The 22,135-nt window shown below is 71.8% G+C and carries 17 protein-coding genes; 7 read left to right on the top strand and 10 right to left on the bottom strand.

The genetic code is table 11. The annotated features are described in order from the left end of the window. Positions 1-43 precede the first annotated feature (43 nt). Entirely contained in the window at positions 44-2,170 is a 2,127-nt protein-coding gene (locus ACIO1C_RS29290) for a type IIA DNA topoisomerase subunit B (RefSeq protein WP_401868876.1), read from the bottom strand. Between the two features lie 457 nt (positions 2,171-2,627). On the opposite strand from ACIO1C_RS29290, the gene ACIO1C_RS29285 reads away from it, so the two are divergent. Further along, entirely contained in the window at positions 2,628-2,858 is a 231-nt protein-coding gene (locus ACIO1C_RS29285) for a hypothetical protein (protein ID WP_167025966.1), read from the top strand. Between the two features lie 166 nt (positions 2,859-3,024). On the opposite strand, the gene ACIO1C_RS29280 is transcribed toward ACIO1C_RS29285, so the two are convergent. The 5 genes from ACIO1C_RS29280 to ACIO1C_RS29260 all read right to left on the bottom strand — a co-directional run bounded on the left by ACIO1C_RS29280 (position 3,025) and on the right by ACIO1C_RS29260 (position 9,743). Continuing rightward, positions 3,025-3,879, bottom strand: coding sequence for a S1 family peptidase (locus ACIO1C_RS29280; RefSeq protein ID WP_401868873.1), 855 nt, complete (start codon positions 3,877-3,879; stop codon positions 3,025-3,027). A 184-nt stretch (positions 3,880-4,063) separates the two neighbouring features. After that, entirely contained in the window at positions 4,064-5,617 is a 1,554-nt protein-coding gene (locus ACIO1C_RS29275) for an RNA polymerase sigma factor (RefSeq protein ID WP_327234126.1), read from the bottom strand. Positions 5,618-5,957: 340 nt separating this feature from the next. Next, positions 5,958-6,845 carry a FadR/GntR family transcriptional regulator gene (locus ACIO1C_RS29270; RefSeq protein WP_401868871.1) on the bottom strand — a complete coding sequence of 296 codons (888 nt, stop codon included), beginning with the start codon at positions 6,843-6,845 and terminating at the stop codon, positions 5,958-5,960. Positions 6,846-7,005: 160 nt separating this feature from the next. Beyond that, a complete protein-coding gene (locus tag ACIO1C_RS29265) occupies positions 7,006-8,787 on the bottom strand; it encodes an ATP-binding cassette domain-containing protein (protein WP_401868868.1) in 1,782 nt (593 codons plus the stop codon). Between the two features lie 191 nt (positions 8,788-8,978). Continuing rightward, complete coding sequence (locus ACIO1C_RS29260; protein ID WP_401868865.1) at positions 8,979-9,743, bottom strand: NUDIX hydrolase; 765 nt, start codon at positions 9,741-9,743, stop codon at positions 8,979-8,981. Between the two features lie 452 nt (positions 9,744-10,195). On the opposite strand from ACIO1C_RS29260, the gene ACIO1C_RS29255 reads away from it, so the two are divergent. The 5 genes from ACIO1C_RS29255 to ACIO1C_RS29235 all read left to right on the top strand — a co-directional run bounded on the left by ACIO1C_RS29255 (position 10,196) and on the right by ACIO1C_RS29235 (position 15,732). After that, positions 10,196-11,131, top strand: coding sequence for a polysaccharide deacetylase (locus ACIO1C_RS29255; RefSeq protein WP_401868863.1), 936 nt, complete (start codon positions 10,196-10,198; stop codon positions 11,129-11,131). Between the two features lie 43 nt (positions 11,132-11,174). Further along, positions 11,175-11,864: a GNAT family N-acetyltransferase gene (locus tag ACIO1C_RS29250; protein WP_401868860.1), complete on the top strand. Its 690-nt coding sequence runs from the start codon at positions 11,175-11,177 to the stop codon at positions 11,862-11,864. A gap of 7 nt (positions 11,865-11,871) precedes the next feature. After that, positions 11,872-13,311 carry a pyridoxal phosphate-dependent decarboxylase family protein gene (locus ACIO1C_RS29245; protein WP_401868857.1) on the top strand — a complete coding sequence of 480 codons (1,440 nt, stop codon included), beginning with the start codon at positions 11,872-11,874 and terminating at the stop codon, positions 13,309-13,311. 36 nt (positions 13,312-13,347) lie between these two features. Further along, complete coding sequence (locus ACIO1C_RS29240) at positions 13,348-14,559, top strand: amidohydrolase family protein (protein WP_401868855.1); 1,212 nt, start codon at positions 13,348-13,350, stop codon at positions 14,557-14,559. Positions 14,560-14,799: 240 nt separating this feature from the next. Then, positions 14,800-15,732: a hypothetical protein gene (locus tag ACIO1C_RS29235; protein WP_401868852.1), complete on the top strand. Its 933-nt coding sequence runs from the start codon at positions 14,800-14,802 to the stop codon at positions 15,730-15,732. A 101-nt stretch (positions 15,733-15,833) separates the two neighbouring features. On the opposite strand, the gene ACIO1C_RS29230 is transcribed toward ACIO1C_RS29235, so the two are convergent. Together ACIO1C_RS29230 and ACIO1C_RS29225 are read right to left on the bottom strand one after the other, a co-directional pair. Then, entirely contained in the window at positions 15,834-17,144 is a 1,311-nt protein-coding gene (locus ACIO1C_RS29230; RefSeq protein ID WP_401868850.1) for a DUF4192 domain-containing protein, read from the bottom strand. A 105-nt stretch (positions 17,145-17,249) separates the two neighbouring features. Continuing rightward, positions 17,250-19,409: a RecQ family ATP-dependent DNA helicase gene (locus tag ACIO1C_RS29225; RefSeq protein WP_401868848.1), complete on the bottom strand. Its 2,160-nt coding sequence runs from the start codon at positions 19,407-19,409 to the stop codon at positions 17,250-17,252. Between the two features lie 418 nt (positions 19,410-19,827). Between ACIO1C_RS29225 and ACIO1C_RS29220 the strand changes: the two genes are divergently transcribed. Beyond that, positions 19,828-20,454 (top strand): hypothetical protein, encoded by a 627-nt coding sequence (locus ACIO1C_RS29220; protein ID WP_401868846.1) that lies wholly within the window; start codon positions 19,828-19,830, stop codon positions 20,452-20,454. Between the two features lie 192 nt (positions 20,455-20,646). Here the strand turns inward: ACIO1C_RS29220 and ACIO1C_RS29215 are convergent, their stop codons facing one another. Together ACIO1C_RS29215 and ACIO1C_RS29210 are read right to left on the bottom strand one after the other, a co-directional pair. Further along, positions 20,647-21,285 carry a hypothetical protein gene (locus ACIO1C_RS29215; RefSeq protein WP_401868844.1) on the bottom strand — a complete coding sequence of 213 codons (639 nt, stop codon included), beginning with the start codon at positions 21,283-21,285 and terminating at the stop codon, positions 20,647-20,649. A gap of 107 nt (positions 21,286-21,392) precedes the next feature. Beyond that, on the bottom strand, positions 21,393-22,103 hold the full coding sequence (locus ACIO1C_RS29210) for a ribonuclease HII (RefSeq protein WP_401868841.1): 711 nt from the start codon (positions 22,101-22,103) through the stop codon (positions 21,393-21,395). Positions 22,104-22,135: the final 32 nt, after the last annotated feature.

Genomic DNA, 22,135 nt, shown 5'->3' with positions numbered 1-22,135 from the left:
GGGTGGAGAACACCGGTCCGGTCCCGGGGTCCGTTCTGGCGTCTCAGGCGTCGATACGGGAGCGATCCAGCGTCGCCGCCGAGCTGGTGATGAACTCCTTGCGGGGGGCCACTTCGTTGCCCATCAGCAGGTCGAAGACCTGCTCGGACGATTCGAGGTCCCCGATGTTGATCCGCCGCAGCGTGCGGTGGCGGGGGTCCATCGTGGTCTCCGCCAGCTGGTCGGCGTCCATCTCGCCGAGGCCCTTGTACCGCTGGATGGCGTCCTTGAAGCGCACGTTCTTGCGCTGGAACTGGGCCATCGTCTCGCGCAGCTCGTTGTCCGAGTACGTGTACACGTACTTGTCCTGGCCCTTCTTGGGCTGGACCAGCTCGATCCGGTGCAGAGGCGGCACGGCGGCGAAGACCCGGCCCGCCTCCACCATCGGCCGCATGTACCGCTGGAAGAGCGTCAGCAGCAGGCAGCGGATGTGCGCGCCGTCGACGTCGGCGTCGACCAGGAGCACGATCTTGCCGTAGCGCGCGGAGTCGATGTCGAAGGTCCGGCCCGAGCCCGCCCCTATGACCTGGATGATCGCCCCGCACTCGGCGTTCTTGAGCATGTCCGAGACCGATGACTTCTGGACGTTGAGGATCTTGCCCCGGATGGGCAGCAGCGCCTGGAACTCACTGTTCCTGGCGAGCTTCGCCGTACCGAGCGCGGAGTCGCCCTCCACGATGAACAGCTCGCTGCGGTCCACGTCGTCGCTGCGGCAGTCGGCCAGCTTGGCGGGGAGCGAGGAGGACTCCAGCGCCGTCTTCCTGCGCTGCGCCTCCTTGTGCTGGCGCGCCGCGATCCGCGTACGGGCGGCGGCGACGGCCTTCTCCAGGACGGCCCGCGCCTGGGCCTTGGCGTCGCGCTTCGTGGAGGTCAGGAACTCCTTGAGCTCCTTGGCGATCACGTTCGCGACGATCCGGTTGGCCGCGGACGTACCGAGGATCTCCTTGGTCTGGCCCTCGAACTGGGGCTCCGCGAGCCGTACGGTCACGACGGCGGTGAGGCCCTCCAGGGCGTCGTCCTTGACGATGTCGTCCTCGGCGACGCGCAGCATCTTGGCCGAGCGCAGCACCTCGTTGACCGTCCTGGTCAGGGACCGCTCGAAGCCGCTCACATGGGTGCCGCCCTTGGGGGTGGCGATGATGTTCACGTACGACCGGATCGTGGAGTCGTACCCCGTGCCCCAGCGCAGGGCGACGTCGACGCCCAGCTCGCGGGTGACCTCGGTGGGCGTCATGTGGCCGCGGTCGTCCAGGACGGGCACGGTCTCCTTGAAGGTGCCCGAGCCGGTCAGCCGCAGCACGTCGCAGACGGCCTTGTCCTGCGCCAGGTACTCGCAGAACTCGCTGATGCCGCCGTCGAAGCGGAACGTCTCCTCGACCGTGCCGTTGCCCTCGCTCTCGCCGGCCGCGCGCTCGTCCCTGACGACGATGGTCAGGCCGGGGACGAGGAAGGCGGTCTGGCGGGCGCGCTGGTGCAGGTGCTCCAGGGAGAGCTTGGCGTCCTTGAGGAAGATCTGCCGGTCGGCCCAGTACCTCACCCGGGTGCCGGTACGGGTCCTGGGGACGCGCTTGCCCTTGAGGAGCCCGTTCGCCGGGTCGAAGGGCGCGTCGGGGCCCTGCTCGGTGAAGATGCCGGGGACACCGCGCCGGAAGCTGATGCCGTGCGTGGCGCCGTTGCGGTCCACCTCGACGTCCAGCCGGGCGGACAGGGCGTTGACGACCGAGGCCCCGACGCCGTGCAGACCGCCGGAGGCGGCGTACGAGCCGCCGCCGAACTTTCCGCCCGCGTGCAGCTTGGTCATGACGACCTCGATGCCGGAGAGGCCGGTCTTGGGCTCGACGTCGACCGGGATGCCCCGGCCGTTGTCCTTGACCTCGACGGAGCCGTCCTCGTGGAGGGTCACGTCGATGTGGTCGCAGTAGCCCCCCAGGGCCTCGTCCACCGAGTTGTCGATGATCTCCCAGAGGCAGTGCATCAGCCCCCGGCTGTCGGTCGACCCGATGTACATCCCGGGTCGCTTGCGGACCGCTTCGAGCCCCTCAAGGACGAGCAGGTGCCGCGCGGTGTAGTTGGAACCGTCACGGTCTGCGGTCAGCAGCGCACTGGACGGCACGGACGTATCGGCGGTCACGCGGTTCGCTCCTCGCTGAATTTGAGATGGGCCCAAGTGGGGTAAAGGCCCGGCGTCTGTCACCGGTCAGAGGGTACAGAGGCCTGGTAGAGCCGTTGTCACGCCACCCTCGCGATTTCTCATGCTAGTCCAAGGTCGCATAGGTGTTCGATCCCTCGATGGAGTGAAGCACACATCACGTTCCCTTCCAGGCATGAACCATTTAGGCTCCGGGCACGTCCTCATCAACAACCGGCAAGCCGGCCGGGAGGGCTCCCCCACCTGTGACAAGCAACGTCAAGCAACGCGAACCCCGTAGTGCGAAGCCCAGCGAGCAATACGGCTCATTCGCCGCCATCCGCCAACACCCGACCACCACGAGAAGAAGTTTCGAGGAAAAGCCGCGAGCGGGAACGTTTTCGGCCTGGTTGGATGTTGACCCTGGTACGACAGCTCGTCGAGCTAGAGAAGAGGCGACGTGACTACTGTTCTGACCCCCGCGAGCCCGCTGACCGCGGCTGACCGCTGCGACCGGTGCGGCGCCCAGGCCTATCTGCGCGTTGTCCTGTCCAGCGGTGGTGAACTGCTCTTCTGCGCCCACCACGGACGTAAGTTCGAGCCGGAACTCAAGAAGATCGCCGCGGAAATACAGGATGAGACCGACCGGCTGACGGCCGTCCCTGCCGTCCCCGGTGAAGAGGAACACTGACACCTCGCATCCACGACGAGCCAAGGGCCGGTCCTGGACCGACCGACGGGCGACCGTCCCTGCACAGCAGGGGAGGCCGCCCGTTCTCGTCAGGGCGGGGAGCACGCGGGGCGCCGGCGGAGCCGCCGGCGCCGTTTGTGCTGCCTTTTGCGCTGTTCAGGGGGCGTCAGCGCCGCTTCCCGGCCTTGGCCTGTACGGCTTCCGCGACGGACTGGACCGCCGTCGTGACCCGGGTGTAGACCCCGGGACTCTCCGCGCGCCCGCAGCCGCTGCCCCACGACACCAGGCCGACAAGCCGCCCACGGGCCACCAGCGGCCCGCCACTGTCCCCCTGGCACGCGTCGTGCCCGCCGGCCGTATCGCCCGCACAGAGCATCGTGGAGGCCTCGTAGCGGCCCCCTGAGCCTCCCGGGTAGGCCCGCTCACACGTCGCGTCCGGGAGGACCGTCACGGGCGCGGAGCGCAGTCCGTACGCGTAGCGCCCCTCCCCCGTGGTGTCACCCCAGCCGTAGACGGCCGCCGGGGTGCCCGGAACGGCCGCCTCGTCGCCCGGCTCCGCGGACCGGATCACGTACGAGTCGGGCAGCGCGTCGGTCAGCGTCAGGACGGCGAGGTCCGACGCGTTGGTGGCCGGGTCGTACGCGGGGTCGACCAGGACCGACCGTACGGCGATCTCGCTCCCGCCCGCCCCCAGCAGCCGCTCCCGTCCCGCGACGACCCGCAGGTCCCGTACGGTCTCGGGTTCGGCCCCCAGGACGGACCGGCTCATGCAGTGGGCCGCCGTCAGGACTTTTGTCGGCGCCACCACCACGCCTCCGCAGAACTGGCCCGCCCGCGATCCGCCGAAGCGGGCACGGCTGGACAGGGCCACGACCCACGGACTGTCGGTGATCCGTACCGCCTGGCCGCCGATGACCACACGGTCCGCGGCGGCGGGCACGGGCGAGGCGAGCGGCAGCACGGCCCCCGCCGCGATCACGGCCAGTCCTCCGGTCAGCGCTCGGGCAAGAGGACGACGCATACAGGCTCCTGACTCTCCGGTGGACTCTGGTACACCCAGAGTCATCCCACCGGCCGAGTCTCGCACCCCCGGACCGCACGAAGGCCCGGTCCCGCGGAGACATGCGCTCCGCGGGACCGGGCCTTCGAACAGCCGTACGGCCGCACCTGTGCGGCTGTACAGATACGTCCTGGCCGCGCGTGTCCTAGTCGAGATAGTCGCGCAGAACCTGCGAACGCGACGGGTGGCGCAGCTTCGACATGGTCTTGGACTCGATCTGGCGGATGCGCTCGCGCGTAACGCCGTAGACCTTGCCGATCTCGTCCAGTGTCTTCGGCTGTCCGTCGGTGAGGCCGAAGCGCATGGAGACCACGCCGGCCTCCCGCTCGGAGAGGGTGTCGAGCACCGAGTGCAGCTGCTCCTGGAGGAGCGTGAAGCTCACGGCGTCGGCGGGTACGACCGCCTCGGAGTCCTCGATGAGGTCTCCGAACTCGCTGTCGCCGTCCTCGCCCAGCGGGGTGTGCAGGGAGATCGGCTCACGGCCGTACTTCTGGACCTCGATGACCTTCTCGGGGGTCATGTCGAGTTCCTTGGCCAGCTCCTCCGGGGTGGGCTCACGGCCCAGGTCCTGGAGCATCTGGCGCTGCACGCGCGCGAGCTTGTTGATGACCTCGACCATGTGCACCGGGATGCGGATGGTGCGGGCCTGGTCGGCCATGGCGCGTGTGATCGCCTGGCGGATCCACCAGGTGGCGTACGTGGAGAACTTGTAGCCCTTGGTGTAGTCGAACTTCTCGACCGCGCGGATCAGACCCAGGTTGCCCTCCTGGATCAGGTCCAGGAAGAGCATGCCGCGGCCGGTGTAGCGCTTGGCCAGCGAGACCACCAGGCGGAGGTTGGCCTCCAGGAGGTGGTTCTTGGCGCGGCGCCCGTCCTCGGCGATGATCTCCAGCTCGCGCTTGAGCTTGGGGGCGAGCTTGTCGGCGTTGGCCAGCTTGTCCTCGGCGAAGAGACCGGCCTCGATGCGCTTGGCGAGTTCGACCTCCTGCTCGGCGTTGAGGAGCGGGACCTTGCCGATCTGCTTGAGGTAGTCCTTGACCGGGTCGGCGGTGGCACCGGCGACGGCGACCTGCTGAGCGGGCGCGTCGTCCTCGTCGTCGTCGGAGAGGACGAAGCCCTTGTTCTCGCCCTCGGTCTCCTCCTCCTCGCCCTTGCCGGCCTGGACCTCTTCGGCCGACTCCTCGCCGTCGGCGTCGTCGGCGTCCTTCTTGGCACTGGTCTTCTTGGCAGCCGTCTTCTTCACGGCGGCCTTCTTGGCAGTCGCCTTCTTGGCCACGGTCTTCTTCGCCGCCGCCTTCTTCGCGGGGGCGGCCGTGACGTCGTCGGCGCCCGCGTCCACGGACTCGGCCGACGGGGTAGCGGTGGCGGCCGCGACGGTCTTCGTCGTGGTCGTCTTGGCGGCGACGGCCTTCGTGGTGGCGGTGCGCTTGACCGGGCTCTTCGCAGCGACGCTCTTGCGGGCGCGCTTCGGCGACTCCGCGGCACTGACCATCAGCGTCACACCCTCTTCCTCGAGGATCTGGTTGAGGCTGCGCAGAACATTCTTCCACTGGGTTGGCGGAATCTGGTCAGCGTCGAAGGCCCGACGCACGTCATCGCCGGCGATCTGCCCATCAGCCTTTCCCCGCTCGATGAGCGCCATCACAGACTCGGACTCGGCGATCTCCGGCGGGAGCGTACGGGATGTGCTGGCCGACACGAACAACCTCTCGGAACGATGGAAACGGCTTCCGGCCCCGCCCAGGATCGGGCCGGAGCCGACGACCGGCGGCTGGGGATGTCGCCGACGGCGCGGGCTAGGACCTCAGAGGTGAATACAGCGCCATGCGCGGCGGACGTATTCCCTCCTCGGCTCTCACCTCTTAGGTCATCGCACGGTGCCGAGGAGTGTTACGCCCAATCCACGTGGCCCGAGTCACACCCCATTTGCGACAAGGTGGCCAGAAGGGGATCTAAGACCCCACATTCGTGTCGCCGGGCCCGGCGGGCCCGGCGACACACGACGCGTACATCCCCGTACGCCCTGACCCGAGCGGTGTTCAGTGCTCGCGCGGCGCCGGAACGACGCGCTCCACTTCCGGGTGGACCGTGAGCAGTTGGCGCATGGCCGCCTCGGCCGCGTTCGCGTCACCGGCGGCGAGCGCCTCCAGGATCCGCCCGTGGTGGGCGATCGAGGCCTCGGTGGGCCGGTCACAGCCGGTGATGGGGGACCCGGAGACCTGGAGGGCGGCGGAGACGATGCCCGAGAGGTGCTCCAGCATGCGGTTGCCGGCGAGCTGGATCAGCAGGTTGTGGAATTCGGCGTCCGCCCGGGCGAAGGTGATCGCGTCGCCCTGGGCCAGGGCATGGCCCATGATCTCCACCATGTCGGAGAGGCGCTGCTGGACGTCCTCCCGGCCGTGGCCGGCCGCCAGGCGCGCGGCGAGGGGCTCGATGGTCCAGCGCAGCTCGGCCAGCTCACGACGCTGGTCGTCGCGCGAGGGGCCGAAGGCCCGCCATTCGATGATGTCGGGGTCGAGCAGGTTCCAGTCGCTCACGGGGCGGACGCGGGTCCCGACATTGGGGCGGGCGCTGACGAGCCCCTTCGCCTCCAGCACGCGCAGCGATTCACGGACCACCGTGCGGGAGACCTCGAAACGCTGTCCGATCTCCTCCGGTACGAGCGGCCGGTCGGCGCCCAGGTCGCCCGAAACGATCATCTGGCCGAGCTGCTGGACGAGTTGGCCGTGCAGCCCGCGGCCGCGGCTGCCCGCCGTACGGCGGCCGACCCGGCCGAGGTCGGTATCCGCCCCGTCCCAGACGGGCGAGGCCACGCGTTCGGCGCCGGGCGCCTCGGCGAAGGGGTAGCGGTCGAGTTCACCCGGTCCGGCGAGGCCGGAGTCGACGGAGCGGGCGGCGGTCATCATGGTGTGCGCAAGGGTACTCACGCATCCTTTGTCGGCGTTGATTCCGCCACCCTTGAGGTCTTTGGTGAAAAGCACACGAAAGGGTGATCGGCGCCCGCCCTTCGATTGACGCCTTATCGGAAAGAAGCGGGCGTTTTCAGGGGAGTTGTGCCCACTCGGGCACGCTTCCGGCCACCTTCGGTCACCAACGGGCCCTTCGGCGAAGGCCGGTGAGCAAATACGCGCAGAGGAGGGCCAGGAGCGACAGGGTGAGCGCCGCCGCGACCGGTTGGGCGGCCAGCTTGACGGTCGCCAGCAGCCAGCGGTCGGCCTGATGGGGCCAGGCGGGCCAGGCCAGCTCGCGCAACCGGCCCGGGAGTCCGACGATCGAACGCGCGGACGGGCCCGCGAGCGCCTTCTGGACCAGCGGTACGACCGCGACGGGTACGGCGAGGACCGCCGCCACCCCCGCCGCCGTGACCCGGAAGACCCCGGCGCCCAGCAGCCCCGCCCAGGCGCAGCCGACCGCGAGCAGGGCCCAACCCGCGCCCAGCGCGAACCAGTTGTCCGGCACGGGCGCGGCGTCCGCCCCGTACGCGAGCCGCAGCGCCCCCGCGTCGGCGACCACCACCAGGGCGGCGAGCAGCAACGCCGTACCGGCGGTCACGGCGAGCTTGGCGAGGAGGAGGCCGAGGCGGCGCGGGACGGTGCCCCGGGCGCCGGCCAGCGCCGGATACCGGAACTCGTCGCCGAACGACAGCGCGCCGAGCAGTCCCGCGCCCAGGGCGGCGGGCGGCAGGGGCAGGATCCCGGGCCAGGCCGCGAGCAGGCCGGGCAGCGGGGTCCCGCCGGTCCTGGCGAGCGGCACGGCGAGCGCCACCGACGCGACGAGGACGGCGACCGCGATCACCGGCGCGGTCCGTACGCCGAGCATGCGGCGCAGCTCGTACCGCACGGGCCTGAGCGGGCTGCGGGCGGGCCGGGACGCCAGGGCCCTCGGCCGCGGCACGGGCCGGGAGTCGTGCGCCTCCTGGCGCTTGGCGGCGGTCGTGGGGATCTTGAGGAGCGGGTCGGAGGCGTCGGCGGGCGCGGGGATCAGGGGCGGTACGGGGCCGGTGTCGCCGATCTCGTCGGCGAGCCGGTGGACGAGGACACCGTGCCGGAAGGCCGTCTCGCCGATCTCCGGGCAGCTGCTCCCGTACACGGTGAGCCTGCTGCCCGCCTCGGCGATCACCTCGACGGAGCGCTTGCCCGCCCTGGCCTCGCGGCTCAACGCGTCGGCGAGGCGCGCGGCGTGCGGTGTCCTGACGGCGACCCGGGGGCGCAGCCGCGTACGGGAGAAGGCGGCGCGGTCCTGGTCGGCGACGAGGCGGCCGCCGTCCACGGTCACGACGCGGTCGGCGGTGCGGGCGGCCTCCTTGGGGTCGTCGGTCGTGTAGAGCACGGTGCCGCCGTGGGCGGCGTGGGCGGCGAGCAGTCCGAACAGCCAGCTGGTCTCGCGGGGCGAGAGGCCGGCCGACGGGGTGTCGAGCAGCAGTGTGTGCGGGTCGCCCAACAGGGCGGAGGCGAGGCCGAGTCTGCGGTCCATGCCGAGGGAGAGCGCGCCGAGGGGTTCGTCGCGCAGGGCGGCGAGGCCCACGACTTCGAGCAGTTCGTCGGCGCGCGAGGCGGGCACGCCCGCGGCGGCGCAGAGCATCCGGAGCTGGCCCCGGGCGGTCCTGGCCGGATGGCCCGGCACATCGCCGAGGAGCACGCCGATCTCGCGGGCGGGGTGGGCGATGCGGTGGAGCGGGCGGCCCCGGAAGTAGGTGACCCCGCGGCCGCGTTCGAGATCGAGCATGAGCCGCAGGGCGGTGGTCTTGCCCGCGCCGGGGGCGCCGAGCAGCGCCGTGACACAGCCGGGCCGGGCCTCGAAGGTCAGATCGTCGACGGCGGGGGTGAGGTCTCGACGGGGGGCGCTGGTCAGTCCGATGGCCTGGAGCATCGCTTCTCTCGCGGGGAAGGTGTGACCGCTCGGCGGCAGAGTGGCTACCCAGCAAGATAACGCGATATGTCCGACTTGTTGCGCAGGGTGAGCACGCCGTGTCCGATCTGCCCGCGCCCGCGATCGGCCCGCGCCCGCGATCGGCTCCCGTCCGCCATCAAACCTCGGCCGTGTTCAGAACCCGCCTGTGTTCAGACCTCAGGGCGCAGCATCGGCGGATTGAGCACGGTCGCGCCGCCGGCCCGGAAGAGCTGGGCGGGCCGGCCGCCCTGCCGGGTGGTGGTGCCCCCGGACGGGACCAGGAAGCCGGGGGTCCCGGTGACCTTGCGGTGGAAGTTACGGGGGTCGAGGGCGACGCCCCACACCGCCTCGTACACCCGCCGCAGCTCGCCGACGGTGAACTCCGAGGGACAGAAGGCGGTGGCGAGCGAGGAGTACTCGATCTTGGAGCGGGCGCGCTCGACGCCGTCCGCGAGGATCCGCGCGTGGTCGAAGGCGAGTTGCGCAGGCTGCTCGTCCTCGCGGGCGAACCCGCCCTCCCCGTGGAGCAGCGCGTCGACCGGCGCCCACCGCGCGCTGTTGGCGTCGCCGCCCGCCCGGGGCGCGGGCAGGTCGGGCGAGAGCGCCAGATGCGCCACGCTGACCACCCGCATCCGGGGGTCCCGCCCGGGGTCGCCGTAGGTGCCGAGCTGTTCGAGATGGGCGGTGTTCCCGGGCGCCGGGGACGACGGGTCGTGCGCGGGCAGGCCGGTCTCCTCGGCCAGTTCCCGCGCGGCCGCCGCGGCCAGATCCTCGTCGCCCCGGACAAATCCGCCCGGCAGCGCCCACCGCCCCTGGAAGGGCGCCTCCCCGCGCCGGACCACCAGCGCGCAGAGCACGTGGGCCCGCACGGTGAGCACGACCAGGTCGACGGTGACAGCGAAGGGCGGGAAGGCTGACGGGTCGTAGGGCGACATGCCCGCGATCATAGTCGTCTGCCTGACGATAAACACCCGTTACGGCATCCGCGCCGCCCGCGTCCGCCGCGGCCCGGAGGGGGCGGGGGCACGGCGGGCTCCGCACGGCCGGAAACGGAGCACAACGGGGAGCTTTCCGTAAAGGAAGGACTCCGTCGACCGGGAACGCACCCGTGCCGGGAAACAACCTTTGATGCGGTCGATAAAGTTGAGGGCCCGCAGGGGGCGGACAATATCGCGAAGACTGTCAATATTCGCATCATTTGACGTGGCACGGCCAATCATAACCGGTCAGGTTTCCTTGCCCCGCATCCCCACAGTTTCTCTTGGGCCTCGCAGGGCAGGCGCATGGCGCACGAATTTCTCACCGGGAATACTGATGACGGGATGAATGGATCGCCGGCGTTTCCCGAAACCCGAGACAAAGGCAAACCGGAAAAAGGTGAATGCGCGTGGCGGAGATCGGGAAGAACCCGGAAAACGCTCCTGGCCCCGAGGAGCCGTGGCGGTGGCCGGAGGAGACCTGGCGGGCGCTGTCAGAACGGGTACGGCCGGGGCGGGGCCTCACGTCGCCGGCCTGGCCGGACGGGGCGCGCGTGGCGGTGGCCGTCAGCTTCGACGCCGACAACGAGACGGCGGCGTTCTGCCAGAACGCCACCGCCCCCGGGCCTGTCTCCCAAGGCCACTACGGGTCGCGCGTCGGACTGCCACGGATCCTCGGCCTGCTGGCCGACTTCGACGTACGGGCCTCGTTCTTCGTTCCCGCGGTGGCGGCCCTGCTCGACCCGCGGGGAATCGACGCCATCCGGGCGGCCGGACACGAGGTGGGGTTGCACGGCTGGATCCACGAACGGTGCGGTGATCTCACCGAGGACGAGGAATACGAGCTGGCGGAACGCAGCATGAAAGAGCTGCGCCGGCTCACCGGCTCCGCGCCCACCGGAATGCGTACACCGTGGTGGGACTGCACCGCACATACATTACCGATCGCGTGCCGACTGGGCCTGATGTACGACTCCTCACTGATGGCGGACGACGAACCCTACGAACTGCTGCGGCACGGCGGTCCGACAGGAATGATCGAAATACCGGTTTCCTGGATCCGCGACGACGCGCCGTATTTTCCGGACGATCCCGCCGCCCGGCAGATGATGGCCCCCCGCCAGGTACTGGAGATCTGGAAGGACGAGTTCGACGGGGCCCTGGAATCCGGCGGGCTGTTTCAACTGACCTTGCATCCGCACGTGATCGGCCACCGCTCCCGCCTCCTCGTTCTGCGGAAGCTGCTGGCGCACATCACCACCCATTCCGGCGTCTGGTTCGCGACCCACGAGGACATAGCGCGCCACACCCACCACACCCTCGTACGGCAGGACGGGACCACGTGACCGCTCCGGCGCCGTGGCACCTCGTCCCCCCAGGACGGACCGCATGATGTCGCAGAACCCGGCCGCGCAGTTCGACTGTCATCCGGCCTCGCACGACCACCGTGACCAGCTCATAGCGATCTACACCGACGCCTTCTACGACGACCCGGTCTTCTCGTGGCTGTTCCCGGACGACGGGACGCGCACGCCGCAGCTGGAGAAGTTCTTCACCACCATGGTGGATCACACCTTCGGCCATGGCGGCTCCGCGTTGCAGACCCGCGACTACGGCGCGGTCAGCATGTACTTCCCACCCGAGGCCGTGGAGCAGCCGGAGGATGTCCAGGCCACCTTGCTGCGCTCCCTGCGGGACGTACTGGGCCCCGACGCCCGGCGCGCCGTCCACCTGCTGACCCTCCTCGGTGACACGCACCCCAAGGACCTGCCGCCCCACTACTACGGCACGTTTGTCGCGGCGCGTCCCGAGCACCAGGGCGCCGGGCTGGGAACGCGGCTGAAGCAAGGCGTCTTCGCCCTGGCGGACCAGCGCGCCGCCGGCGCCTACGCGGAAGCCTCCTCCCCCCGCAACCTCGCCCTGTACGAACGCCTGGGCCAATGCCGCCTGGGCATCGACGTGACCCTGCCCCGGGGTCCGCAGATCTTCCCGATCTGGCGGCCACCGCGGCCCGCGCCCCGCACCGTGACCGGCACCCCCGGCACTCCCAGCACCCCCGGCACGGCGGAAGGGGCGTGACGAGCCGATGTCCGGCGAACACTCCGACCGCGCCAACACCCCGGCGGCGCCCGGGGATACGGACGAGCCCGTCGTCCCCGAGGGGGCCGACCTCCTGGCAGAGGTCGCGGAGTACGCCCACGCCTTCCTCCGGACGGCGCGGCCCATGCACCCCCGCGCCCCCGAACACCTCAAGAACCTCCTGGGCGGGAGCATCCCGACAGCGGGAAACGATCAGGAGACGACGCTCCGGCGCCTCATCGACGCGGGCGAGGCCGGCCTCCTGCCCTCCGGCGGCTCGCACAGCTTCGGCTACGTGGTGGGCGGCGCCCTGCCCATCGGCACCGCGTCCGACTGGCTGGTCAGCCTCTGGGACCAATGCGCGGCCGTGTACGACACCAGTCCGCTGGCCTCGGTCGCCGAGGACGTCTGCGAACGCTGGCTGACCGAACTGTTCGGCCTGCCGGACCACACCGTGATGGGACTGTCCTCCGGCTGCACCACGGCCAACCTGGTGTGCCTGGCCGCCGCCCGCCAGCACCAGCTCCACGCGGCGGGCTGGGACGCCAACGAACAGGGCATGCGCCACTCGCCGCGGCTGACCGTCCTGATCGGACAGCACACCCATGTCTCGGTGCTGCGCTGCCTGCGCCTGCTCGGGCTGGGCGGTCGGATCGGCCGGGTCGACGCCGGCGACGACGGCCGCATGAACGTGCGCCACCTCGCCGAACTGGCCGACCACGCACCCGGCGGCCTGATCGTGTGCGCCCAGGTCGGTTCCACCGACTGCGGATCCGTCGACCCGCTGCCCGAGATCGCGGCCATCACCCACCAGCACGGGGGCTGGCTCCATCTGGACGCCGCGTTCGGCATGTGGGCGTCCGCCTCCCCGGCCCTGCGCCCCCTGCTCAACGGCCTGGAACACGCCGACTCCTGGGCCACCGACGGCCACAAATGGCTCAACACCCCCTACGACTGCGGTATCGCCCTGTGCGCCCACCCCGAGACGTTCCGCGAGGCGGTCGGCTTCTCCGCCGACTACCTCAACACCACCCCACGCGCCGGACGCGACCCGATGGACTACCGCGTGGAGATCTCCCAGCGCGCCCGCGTCCTGACCCTGTGGGCCACCCTCCACCACCTCGGCCGCGACGGCATCGCCGACATGATCGAACGCAATTGTGAAGCGACCCGCACCCTCGCCCAACTCCTCAGCCGCGAACCGGGAATCGACCTCCTGGCGCCCGTGACGCTCAATCAGGCACTGCTGGGCATCGGCGACGAACCCACCACCCGGCGGATCATCGACACCCTCAACAGCAACGGCTCCTGCTGGGTCACCCCGACCACCTGGCACGACCAGCCGGCCGTCCGCATCTCCGTGACCAACTGGCAGTCCGGCCCGCGGAGCGCCGAACACACCGCGGCCGCCTTCCTCCGGGCCCACCGCGACCACCACAGCCCCTGACCGGGCCTTCCGCCCGATCCGGGCAGGCAGGAAGACATGAACGACGCCGTGCTGGTCACCGCCCCCCGATGGTGGGACGGCCACCGCGCCCGCACCCACGCACGCGTCCTGGTCCGCCACGGCCGGATCACCGACACCGACTGCCGCCATCCGCCCCCCGGCACCACCCGCCTCGACCTGCCCGGCCACACCCTGCTGCCCGGACTCATCGACTGCCACGTCCACCTCGCCCAGGCCCCGCCCGCCACCGCCCCCGACACCACCGCAGGCCGGACCCTCACCGCACTGCCCGCGCTGCGCGACCTGCTCACCAACGGGTTCACCACCGTCCGCGACCTCGGCAGCACCCTCCCCGACCCCCCGACCGTCCACCTGCGGCACGCCCTCGCCACCGGCGTCGTCCCCGGCCCCCGGCTCCTGCTCGCCCCGCACATGATCTCCGCACGTGCCGGACACGCCGACCACTCGCCCTATGCCGCGGCCCCCGGCACCCGGGAAACCGGAACCCTCGCGGACGGGGCCGGCGAAATCCTGCGCCAGGTACGGCTCGAAGCACGCCTGGGAGCCGACTGGATCAAGTGCGCGGCCACCGGCGGCCTGACCAGCCCCACCGACCGGCCCGATCTCCCCGCCTACACCCAGGACGAACTCGACACCCTGGTCAAGGCCGCCACCGACCTCGGCCTGCCGTGCGCGGCCCACGCCTTCTCCGACGAAGGCATCACCCGCGCCGTCCGGGCGGGGATCCGCTCCGTCGAACACGCCTGCCTCGCCACCCCCGCCGCCCTCGAACTCCTCCGCGCCCACGACGTGTTCCTCGTCCCCACGCTCTACGGCGTCACCTACTACCTCGACCGTCTCGACGACGAACAGTTCTGGAAGGACCGCCCTCAGGAACACGCCAAGGTCGCCCGCCACGCCGAAACCCTGCGCGGCCACGGGGCCCGCGTCGCCGCCGGCCACACCAAGCTGGCCTTCGGCACCGACGCCGGCATGTTCCCCCACGCCGACAACTGGCGCGAGTTCCCCGCCCTGACCACCGCCGGCCTCACCCCCGGACAAGCCCTGCGGGCCGCCACCTCCACCGCCGCCGACCTCCTGCGACGCCCCGACCTCGGCACCATCACCCCCGGCGGCCGGGCCGACCTCGTCGCCGTGCCCGGGAACCCCCTGCACGACATCGACACCATGAGCGCCGTGGACCTCGTCATGCAGCACGGTGTCATCCGACGCTCCCCCCACCCCTGACACAACACGCGCCCGTGCGGCCACGCGGCCCCGCGGATCCCGCCCGTTCGGCTTCCGGCCGCGGCGCGTCCCTTGTGCGCCCTTTATGCTCCCGCACGCCCCCCACCAGACGGTTGGCATGCCGGATCCGCCACGCAAGGGTGAAGCCCGCGCCGATCGGCGCCCGTTCGCCGCCGTCCGGCCTGGGGTGGGTCCCGGCGGCACCAGAGGCGGACGGATGTGACGAGGGGGGACACACCCATGCCATGGGACGAGCTCAAGCAGGCACTCACCGCGCAGAACGCCGCGTACACACCGGGCGATCCGTTGTGGACCGTGAAGGTGAAGGGGCCGAAGCCGGAGTCCTTCCGCGCGCACCCGGCGTTCCTGGACGAGGTCCGGCTCGGTAACGAACTGCCCGACCTGGTGACCGCGACCGACCGGACGTTCGGCGCCGCGCTCGGGAAGTGGCGGGTGACCCTGGACAGTCACCTCGAGGAGATACCGGAGATCCGCACCGCCCTCGGGCTCGCCGCTGACCGTTTCCCCTCCCTGGACGAGCAGATCGCGCTGCTGCGCCACCGCGACTCCGTGAGGTCCCTGCGGGGCGGCTCCGACCCGGTGATCGCCGCGGCCGGGACGGCGTTCGCCGACCGCCACCGGGCGGCGACGGTGCACGACTACGTCCAGCTGCACTCGTTCTTCCTGACCGCCGTGAACAGCTTCGGCGGGGTCTACGACCCCCACACGTACCCGGCGCGGGTGGACGCGATGTACGCCCTGGCGGCCGGCTCGCCCGCCGCCGCGGGGGCGGGGCTCGTACAACTGGGCGCGGAGACGGACTGGAAGACCCACCAGCCGGAATTCGCCCGGGCGATCCAGGCCGCGGCGGCACGGCTCAACTTTGGCACAGCCCAGGCCCTGGCCGGGCACACCCTCAAGCACGTCCTGCGCGGCGGGCCCCCGGTCCCGGCCGCCGCGGCCGGCGTCCACGCCCTGGTCGCCGACTATCTCGCGGAGGCCCGCGGCAAGATCACCAACACCGCCACGAACGACGTCAGGAGCGCCCTGGCACAGACCGGCGCCACCCGCACCTACTACTTCGGCATCGTCAATCAGCACGCGAGCATGGTCGCGGTCAACTCCACCGGCCAGGCCTGGATCAGCACCTACTACGCACCGACCCGCACTTGATCGTCCCGACCCCGGCCGGCACCCCCGTCCCGCGCCGGCCGAAGGGAGCGAAGTGACCGGCGAGGACGTGCGCCACCGGGCGGGATCCGCCCGGCGGGCCGTCACCGCCCGCTCCTCGTGCCGCGCCGTCCGCTGCGGCGGTCGGCTCCCCTGCGGTCCGCCGGTACCCCGGGGCGTGTGGCACCGGCGGGCGGCAGCGCCTTGCGCGCGGCGGGTGGCCGGACGGGGCGGGGCCTGGGGCGCCGGGCCGCGCGGCGCGGGTCGGACCGGTCCCGCGCCGCGCGCTCCCTGCGCAGACAGTGCCGCAACTCCTCCGGGTCCATGCCCTGGTTGCAGGCCTGGTGGAGCAGGCGGGCGAAGACGTACCGGGGATCGAGGCGCAGCGCCAGGCCGAGCGCGACCCGGGCCGCCGGCTCGTCGCCCAGGGACCAGGCGACCCAGCCGGCCAGGCTCAGGGGCGCCGCCCCGTGCTCCACGTAAGGCCCCACACAGCGGCGGGCCAGCGCCCGCCACAGCCGGAGCGCGGGCTCCGCCTCGGCCCCCTCCATCCATTCCGCCGCCCGGTCCCGGGTGACCCGGTCCTGGAGGCCGAGGATGACCGCGGCGGCCTCGTCGTCACCGATGAGCCGGTCGTCCGCCGCGTCCTGCTCCCCCGCGCCGCTGTCCGGCACGCCCCGGCGGGGCGCGTCTCCGAGCCGCCTCATCAGGACGCGCGCCAGCCGTAAGGTCTCCGCGCCGACCCGCTCGCGGCTCCCGCCGCTCAGGATGCGGGGCACGAGGGTGGCGCCCGCGTCGTCCAGCGCCCGAGCCTGCCCGTCGGCCGCCGGGGCCGGCCGGGGCTCCAGGCGCGCCTCCATCTCCCGCAGCGATCCCCGCACCCGGATGCCGGCATAGGCGGCGGCCGCCGCCATCACCGACGTACCGGGCAGGGCCAGGCCCGTACCCTCGGGCGGGCAGCAGCGGACGTCGGGGCAGCAGTACGACCAGTACCGCCCGTCCGAGATGCAGAGCGCCTCGTACACGGGCACGTCCAGCGCGCCGCAGGCGGTGCGCAGCCGCTGGGCGAGCGGGCGCAGACGCTCCATCACCCGCCGCCCGCTCTCGCCCTCCGCCGGGTCCTGGCAGAGGAAGACGACGATGCCGTCCGGCCGGGTCCCGCGCCGCTCGCTCCCCTCGACCAGGCATTCGGCGAGCTGCTCGGCCACGGGCGGCCATTCTCCCGGCGAGCGGGGGATACCGAGCCTGAGCCGCCCGCCGAACCTCCCGCGGCCGCCGTGCAGCGCGACCATGACGACGGAGTCGGTGGGGTGGAATCCGAGGAGATAGGGCAGGGCGTCGGCGAGCTCCGCGGGACTGCGCAGGGTGATCTGCTGTTCGTCGGCGGATCCGGTCGGTTCGTGGTGCTTGTTCATGGCATGACCGTCTCGCGGAAGTACCGGATCCCGCGACCCCTGTGGATAACTTTGTCCACAGGGCAAAGGCCGCATTCGGGCGCGAGGCGGCGGAGCCGGAATCCCCTACCCGGCCTGGGCGAGAACCAGCGGGAGCACCTGCTCCGCTCCCGCCTGGCGCAGGAGGCGCGCGCCCACGGCCAGGGTCCAGCCGGACTCGGAGTAGTCGTCGACGAGGAACACCGGGCCGGGAGTTCGGGCCAGGGCCGCGGCGAGTTCGTCGGGCACCGTGAACGAGGCGACCAGGGCGCGCAGCCGCTGCGCGGAGTTGCTGCGGTGCGGGGCGTGCTCGTCGGCCTGCGGGGTGTAGGTCAGACCGCCCAGCATCGGGAGCCTGCCGACCCGGGCCACCCCCTCGGCCAGGGAAGCGATCAGCTGGGGGCGGGTACGGGAGGGCATGGCGACGATTCCCACGGGCCGCGCCATCGCGTCGGGAGAGCCGCCGGCCCAACCGCCCGGCGAGCGGGACCAGTCGGCCACCACCGTCACGACGGCGGCCAGCACCTCCTCCGCAACCGGCCTGTCGGTCGCCTGCGCCGAAAGGATCGGACGCAGGCGGTTGCCCCAGCCGATGTCCGACAGCCTGCCCAGTGCGCGCCCCGCGACCGCCTGCTGGCCCACCGGGATACGGCCCTTGAGGTCGATGCCGACGGCGGCGAGCCCGGTCGGCCACATCTTGCGGGGCTCCACCTCGACCCCCGGCCGGTCCAGCTCACCCCTCGCCGCCGCCAGGGCCCCCGGAGAGACGGCCGGGTCGAGCCACGGACCGACGCAGCGGTCGCAGCGACCACAGGGGACGGCCTTCTCGTCGTCGAGCTGCCGCTGCAAGAACTCCATCCGGCACCCGGTGGTCGCCACGTAGTCCCGCATGGCCTGCTGCTCGGTCTCTCGCTGCCGGGCGACCCACGCGTACCGCTCCGCGTCGTACGCCCACGGCCGGCCCGTGGAGGTCCAGCCGCCCTTGACGCGCTCGACCGCCCCGTCCACGTCCAGGACCTTCAGCATCGTCTCCAGCCGCGAACGCCGGAGGTCGACCAACGGCTCCAGAGCCGGCAGCGACAACGGACGCCCCGCCTGTTCGAGAACCGCCAGCGTGCGCCGTACCTGCTCCTCGGGCGGGAAGCCCACCGAAGCGAAGTACGCCCAGATCGCCTCGTCCTCCCTGCCCGGGAGCAGCAGCACGTCCGCGTGGTCCACCCCACGCCCCGCACGCCCCACCTGCTGGTAATAGGCGATCGGGGACGAGGGCGAGCCCAGGTGCACCACGAAGCCGAGGTCCGGCTTGTCGAAGCCCATCCCCAGCGCGGAGGTCGCCACCAGCGCCTTCACCCGGTTCGCCAGGAGATCCTCCTCGGCCTGCAGACGATCGGCGTTCTCCGTCTTCCCCGTGTAGGAGGAGACCGGATACCCGTGCCCGCGCAGGAACGCCGCGACCTCCTCCGCCGCCGCCACCGTCAGCGTGTAGATGATCCCCGAACCCGGCAGATCCCTCAGCCGCTCCCCCAGCCAGGCCAGCCGATGGGCCGCGTCCGGCAACTCCAGCACTCCCAGCCGCAGGCTCTCCCGGTCCAGCGGCCCCCGCAGAACCAGAGCGTCGCCGCCCCCCGTGCCCAGCTGCTCGGCCACATCGGCCGTGACACGCGCGTTGGCGGTCGCGGTGGTGGCCAGCACCGGCACGCCGGGGGCGAGCTCGGCGAGCATGGTCCGCAGCCGCCGGTAGTCCGGGCGGAAGTCGTGGCCCCAGTCGGAGATGCAGTGCGCCTCGTCGACCACCAACAGGCCCGTGGTGGCCGCGAGCTTGGGGAGCACGTGCTCCCGGAAATCCACGGAGTTCAGGCGTTCCGGACTGACGAGGAGCACATCGGTCTCCCCCCGCTCGACCTCGCCGTAGATCGTCTCCCACTCCTCGGGGTTGGCCGAGTTGATGGTGCGCGCCTGGATACCGGCCCGCGCCGCCGATTCGACCTGGTTGCGCATCAACGCCAAGAGCGGCGAAATGATCACGGTGGGGCCCGCGCCCCGCCGCCGGAGCAGAGCGGTGGCCACGAAGTACACAGCCGATTTGCCCCAGCCGGTCCGCTGGACCACCAGCGCACGACGGCGCTCCTCCACCAGGGCCGCCACCGCCTGCCACTGGTCCTCCCGCAGCCGCGCCGACCCCCCGGCGGCACCGACGAGCTCAGCGAGAACGGCATCGGCTTCGGTACGGAGCTCCAGGTTGTCCATACCCCCATGCAACCCGATGGCAGTGACAATCAACGAATCCACGCAGCGTGCCGGACCACTCACCCGCGTCCGGGACCCCGGACCGAGCGAGCCGGGCCCCGGATTGAGCGAGCGGGGCCCCGGACCGAGTGAGCCGCGGGCCATGTCCGCCGGATCAGGACGCCGGGTGTGTTTCCGCTGGTCTTCGCGGTTCGGGAGGGACGAGAATCAGCGGCCGCGGCCGGTCTCGGCAGGGATATGACACACATAACCCCGCATTCCGGTCAGTCGGGCCAATTGCTCGTTGCCGCATGCCGATACGCCAGCGAGAATTGGAGAGTCTCCCCGCACGGCCCCCCTGCGGTCCGCAAGGGCTGTGCTGCGGTGCGCCCCCACCCGACCCTGCCCGCACCGTGGGCGTGAATGCGAAGGGAGGATCGTGACCTTCGGATTCGCTCCGTCCGCAGCCACTTCGATCACCACGTCAGCGGCCGATTCCGTCAGCCGCCTCACCAGGATGCTGGAGCCGGCCGAATGGGCGGCGGCGGGCATACCGCTGCTCAGCAACCCCCGTGAGGTGGTCAGCGGCCTGCACAGCCGGCACCGCCCGAAGCCCGCGACAGCCGTCGTGGCCGTGCTCGACCATGAGGAACGGCTCGCCGCCAGTGCCTCGTTCGTCCCCCGCGCCGCGCCGGTGGACGGCTGGGAGTTCCGCAACGCCCTCCTGGCGCATCTGCGCCGGGTCATCCCGCACGACCTGCGTCGTCGTTCGCCGGTGCGCACCGCGGTCCTGCTCTACTGCCGCGAGGGCGACGAGCGCTGGACGGAGGAGGACGGGGCCTGGATGTGGGGGCTGCGGGACGCCTGCACCCTGCACGGGCTGCGGTGCGGCGCGTACATCACGCTGACCCGCGGCGGCTGGCAGGTACTGGGCGAGGGCCGCGGCGGCCGGCGGCCCAACTCCGAATCCGCACCGGTCGATCTGGCCGACACGGCGTCCGATCCCGAGGTGACACCGCTCCGCAGCGGGGCGGTGGAGGCGCTGAGGCGTACGGCCGCGCGCTGAACCGCCGTACGGCCGCGCGCCGAGCGTCCCGTACGGCCGCGGCACCGCACGTTCCGTACGGCACAAACGCGACCGCCGTACGACCGCGCGGCGAAAGCACCCGCGCGCGGGTACGCGTCACACGCGCACGCCGGACCGCCTCAGCGGCCCGGCCGCCCCCTGACGGGCAGCCGGGTCACGACATGGTGAGGCTCAGACACCCGCGCCGAGCACGGCGTTGACCCGCTCGGGGTCACCGCACACGACCAGCAGCGCCGTGGCGCGCTCCCGGGCCGCGGGCAGCACGCGGGCGTAGACCTCGTCACCGCCCCCGTTGACCACCACGACGACCACCGGACGGGGCTGCGCACGGGCGACGGCGGCGGCGTCCGCGAAGAACACGTCTTCGCGGGCGTCGTGCTGGGCCCAGTAGGCGGCCTCGCCGAAGGACAGCTCGTGCGTGGCCCACGGGTGCTGTTCGCCGGTGGTGAGCACGAGGATGTCGCCCGGCGCCCGACCGGAGTCGAGCAGCAGGTCGACGGTCTCGTCGGCGGCGTCGAGCGCGCCGTCCACCGAAGCCGGGGTCAGCTGGATCTTGGGTGCGGAAGGGGTGGCGGGCCGGGGTGCCTGGGGCACTCCGGCGGAGCCGGCCGAGCGCTGCGCCGGCGGCGCGGGCCTCGCGGGACCGGGACCCGGACCACCGGGACGCGGGGTCGCCGCGGAGCGCGGCCCCGGCACGGGACGCGGGCCGGGTACAGGACGGGGGGTCTGCGCGGTCCGGCCGGTGGCCGGGGTGGCGCTGGGACCCTGGGCTCTCTCGTGAATCTGAGGCTCCTCGGGGAAGAGAGGCATAACTGGATGTCTATCAAATACCGACGCGAAAAGCATCGGCGGGTTGGCACATTTGTACCCATGTCCGCGGTCGGAAGACACACGGGCCGGAGGGTTCACCGGAAGTTTCAGAAGTCGAAGCCGAGTTGGCCCCCGCTTTCCATCGCGGCCGTCTCCGCGGAGACCCTGACCTTCTTGAGGTGCCGCCAGCGCGGCAGGCCGTCGAGGTAGGACCACGAGAGCCGGTGCTGCGCCGTCGGCCCCCGCTCCTCCAGCGCCGCCTTGTGCACCGGCGAGGGATAGCCGGCGTTGGCGCCGAAGGCGAACGGGGCGTACTCCTCGGACCCGGCACCCAGTTCGGCCATCATGGCGTCCCTGCGCACCTTGGCGAGCACCGAGGCGGCCGCCACCGAGACACAGGACTGGTCGCCCTTGATGACCGTACGCACCTGCCAGGGCCCCCCGAGATAGTCGTGCTTGCCGTCCAGGATCACCGCGTCGGGCCGAACCGGCAGCGCCTCCAGGGCGCGTACGGCGGCGAGCCGCAGTGCCGCGGTCATCCCCAGCTCGTCGATCTCCTCCGGGGAGGAGTGTCCGAGCGCGTGCGAGGTGACCCACCCCGCCAGCTCACCGGCCAGCTCCGTACGGCGCTTGGGGTTGATGAGCTTCGAGTCGGTGAGGCCGGCCGGAGCCCTGCGCAGTCCGGTGACGGCGGCGCAGACGGTGACGGGTCCGGCCCACGCTCCGCGTCCGACTTCATCGACGCCGGCGATGATCCTGGCGCCGGTGGTCGCTCGGAGCGATCGCTCGACAGTGTGCGTGGGTGCTTCGTACGGCATGGCGTTCGCAACATTACGCCGACCCGACGCGA

The sequence above is a fragment of the Streptomyces sp. NPDC087420 genome, from assembly GCF_044744165.1.
In the GTDB taxonomy this organism is placed as follows: Bacteria; Actinomycetota; Actinomycetes; order Streptomycetales; family Streptomycetaceae; genus Streptomyces.
This window is presented reverse-complemented; position numbering and strand designations above follow the sequence as displayed.

What these genes read in the sequence shown, in the direction of transcription:
- ACIO1C_RS29280 (WP_401868873.1), bottom strand. Translation starts at nt 3,879, where the DNA reads ATGCGTCGTCCTCTTGCCCGAGCGCTGACCGGAGGACTGGCCGTGATC.
- ACIO1C_RS29265 (WP_401868868.1), bottom strand. Translation starts at nt 8,787, where the DNA reads ATGCTCCAGGCCATCGGACTGACCAGCGCCCCCCGTCGAGACCTCACC.
- ACIO1C_RS29260 (WP_401868865.1), bottom strand. Translation starts at nt 9,743, where the DNA reads ATGTCGCCCTACGACCCGTCAGCCTTCCCGCCCTTCGCTGTCACCGTC.
- ACIO1C_RS29250 (WP_401868860.1), top strand. Translation starts at nt 11,175, where the DNA reads ATGATGTCGCAGAACCCGGCCGCGCAGTTCGACTGTCATCCGGCCTCG.
- ACIO1C_RS29245 (WP_401868857.1), top strand. Translation starts at nt 11,872, where the DNA reads ATGTCCGGCGAACACTCCGACCGCGCCAACACCCCGGCGGCGCCCGGG.
- ACIO1C_RS29240 (WP_401868855.1), top strand. Translation starts at nt 13,348, where the DNA reads ATGAACGACGCCGTGCTGGTCACCGCCCCCCGATGGTGGGACGGCCAC.
- ACIO1C_RS29235 (WP_401868852.1), top strand. Translation starts at nt 14,800, where the DNA reads ATGCCATGGGACGAGCTCAAGCAGGCACTCACCGCGCAGAACGCCGCG.
- ACIO1C_RS29230 (WP_401868850.1), bottom strand. Translation starts at nt 17,144, where the DNA reads ATGAACAAGCACCACGAACCGACCGGATCCGCCGACGAACAGCAGATC.
- ACIO1C_RS29225 (WP_401868848.1), bottom strand. Translation starts at nt 19,409, where the DNA reads ATGGACAACCTGGAGCTCCGTACCGAAGCCGATGCCGTTCTCGCTGAG.
- ACIO1C_RS29215 (WP_401868844.1), bottom strand. Translation starts at nt 21,285, where the DNA reads ATGCCTCTCTTCCCCGAGGAGCCTCAGATTCACGAGAGAGCCCAGGGT.
- ACIO1C_RS29210 (WP_401868841.1), bottom strand. Translation starts at nt 22,103, where the DNA reads ATGCCGTACGAAGCACCCACGCACACTGTCGAGCGATCGCTCCGAGCG.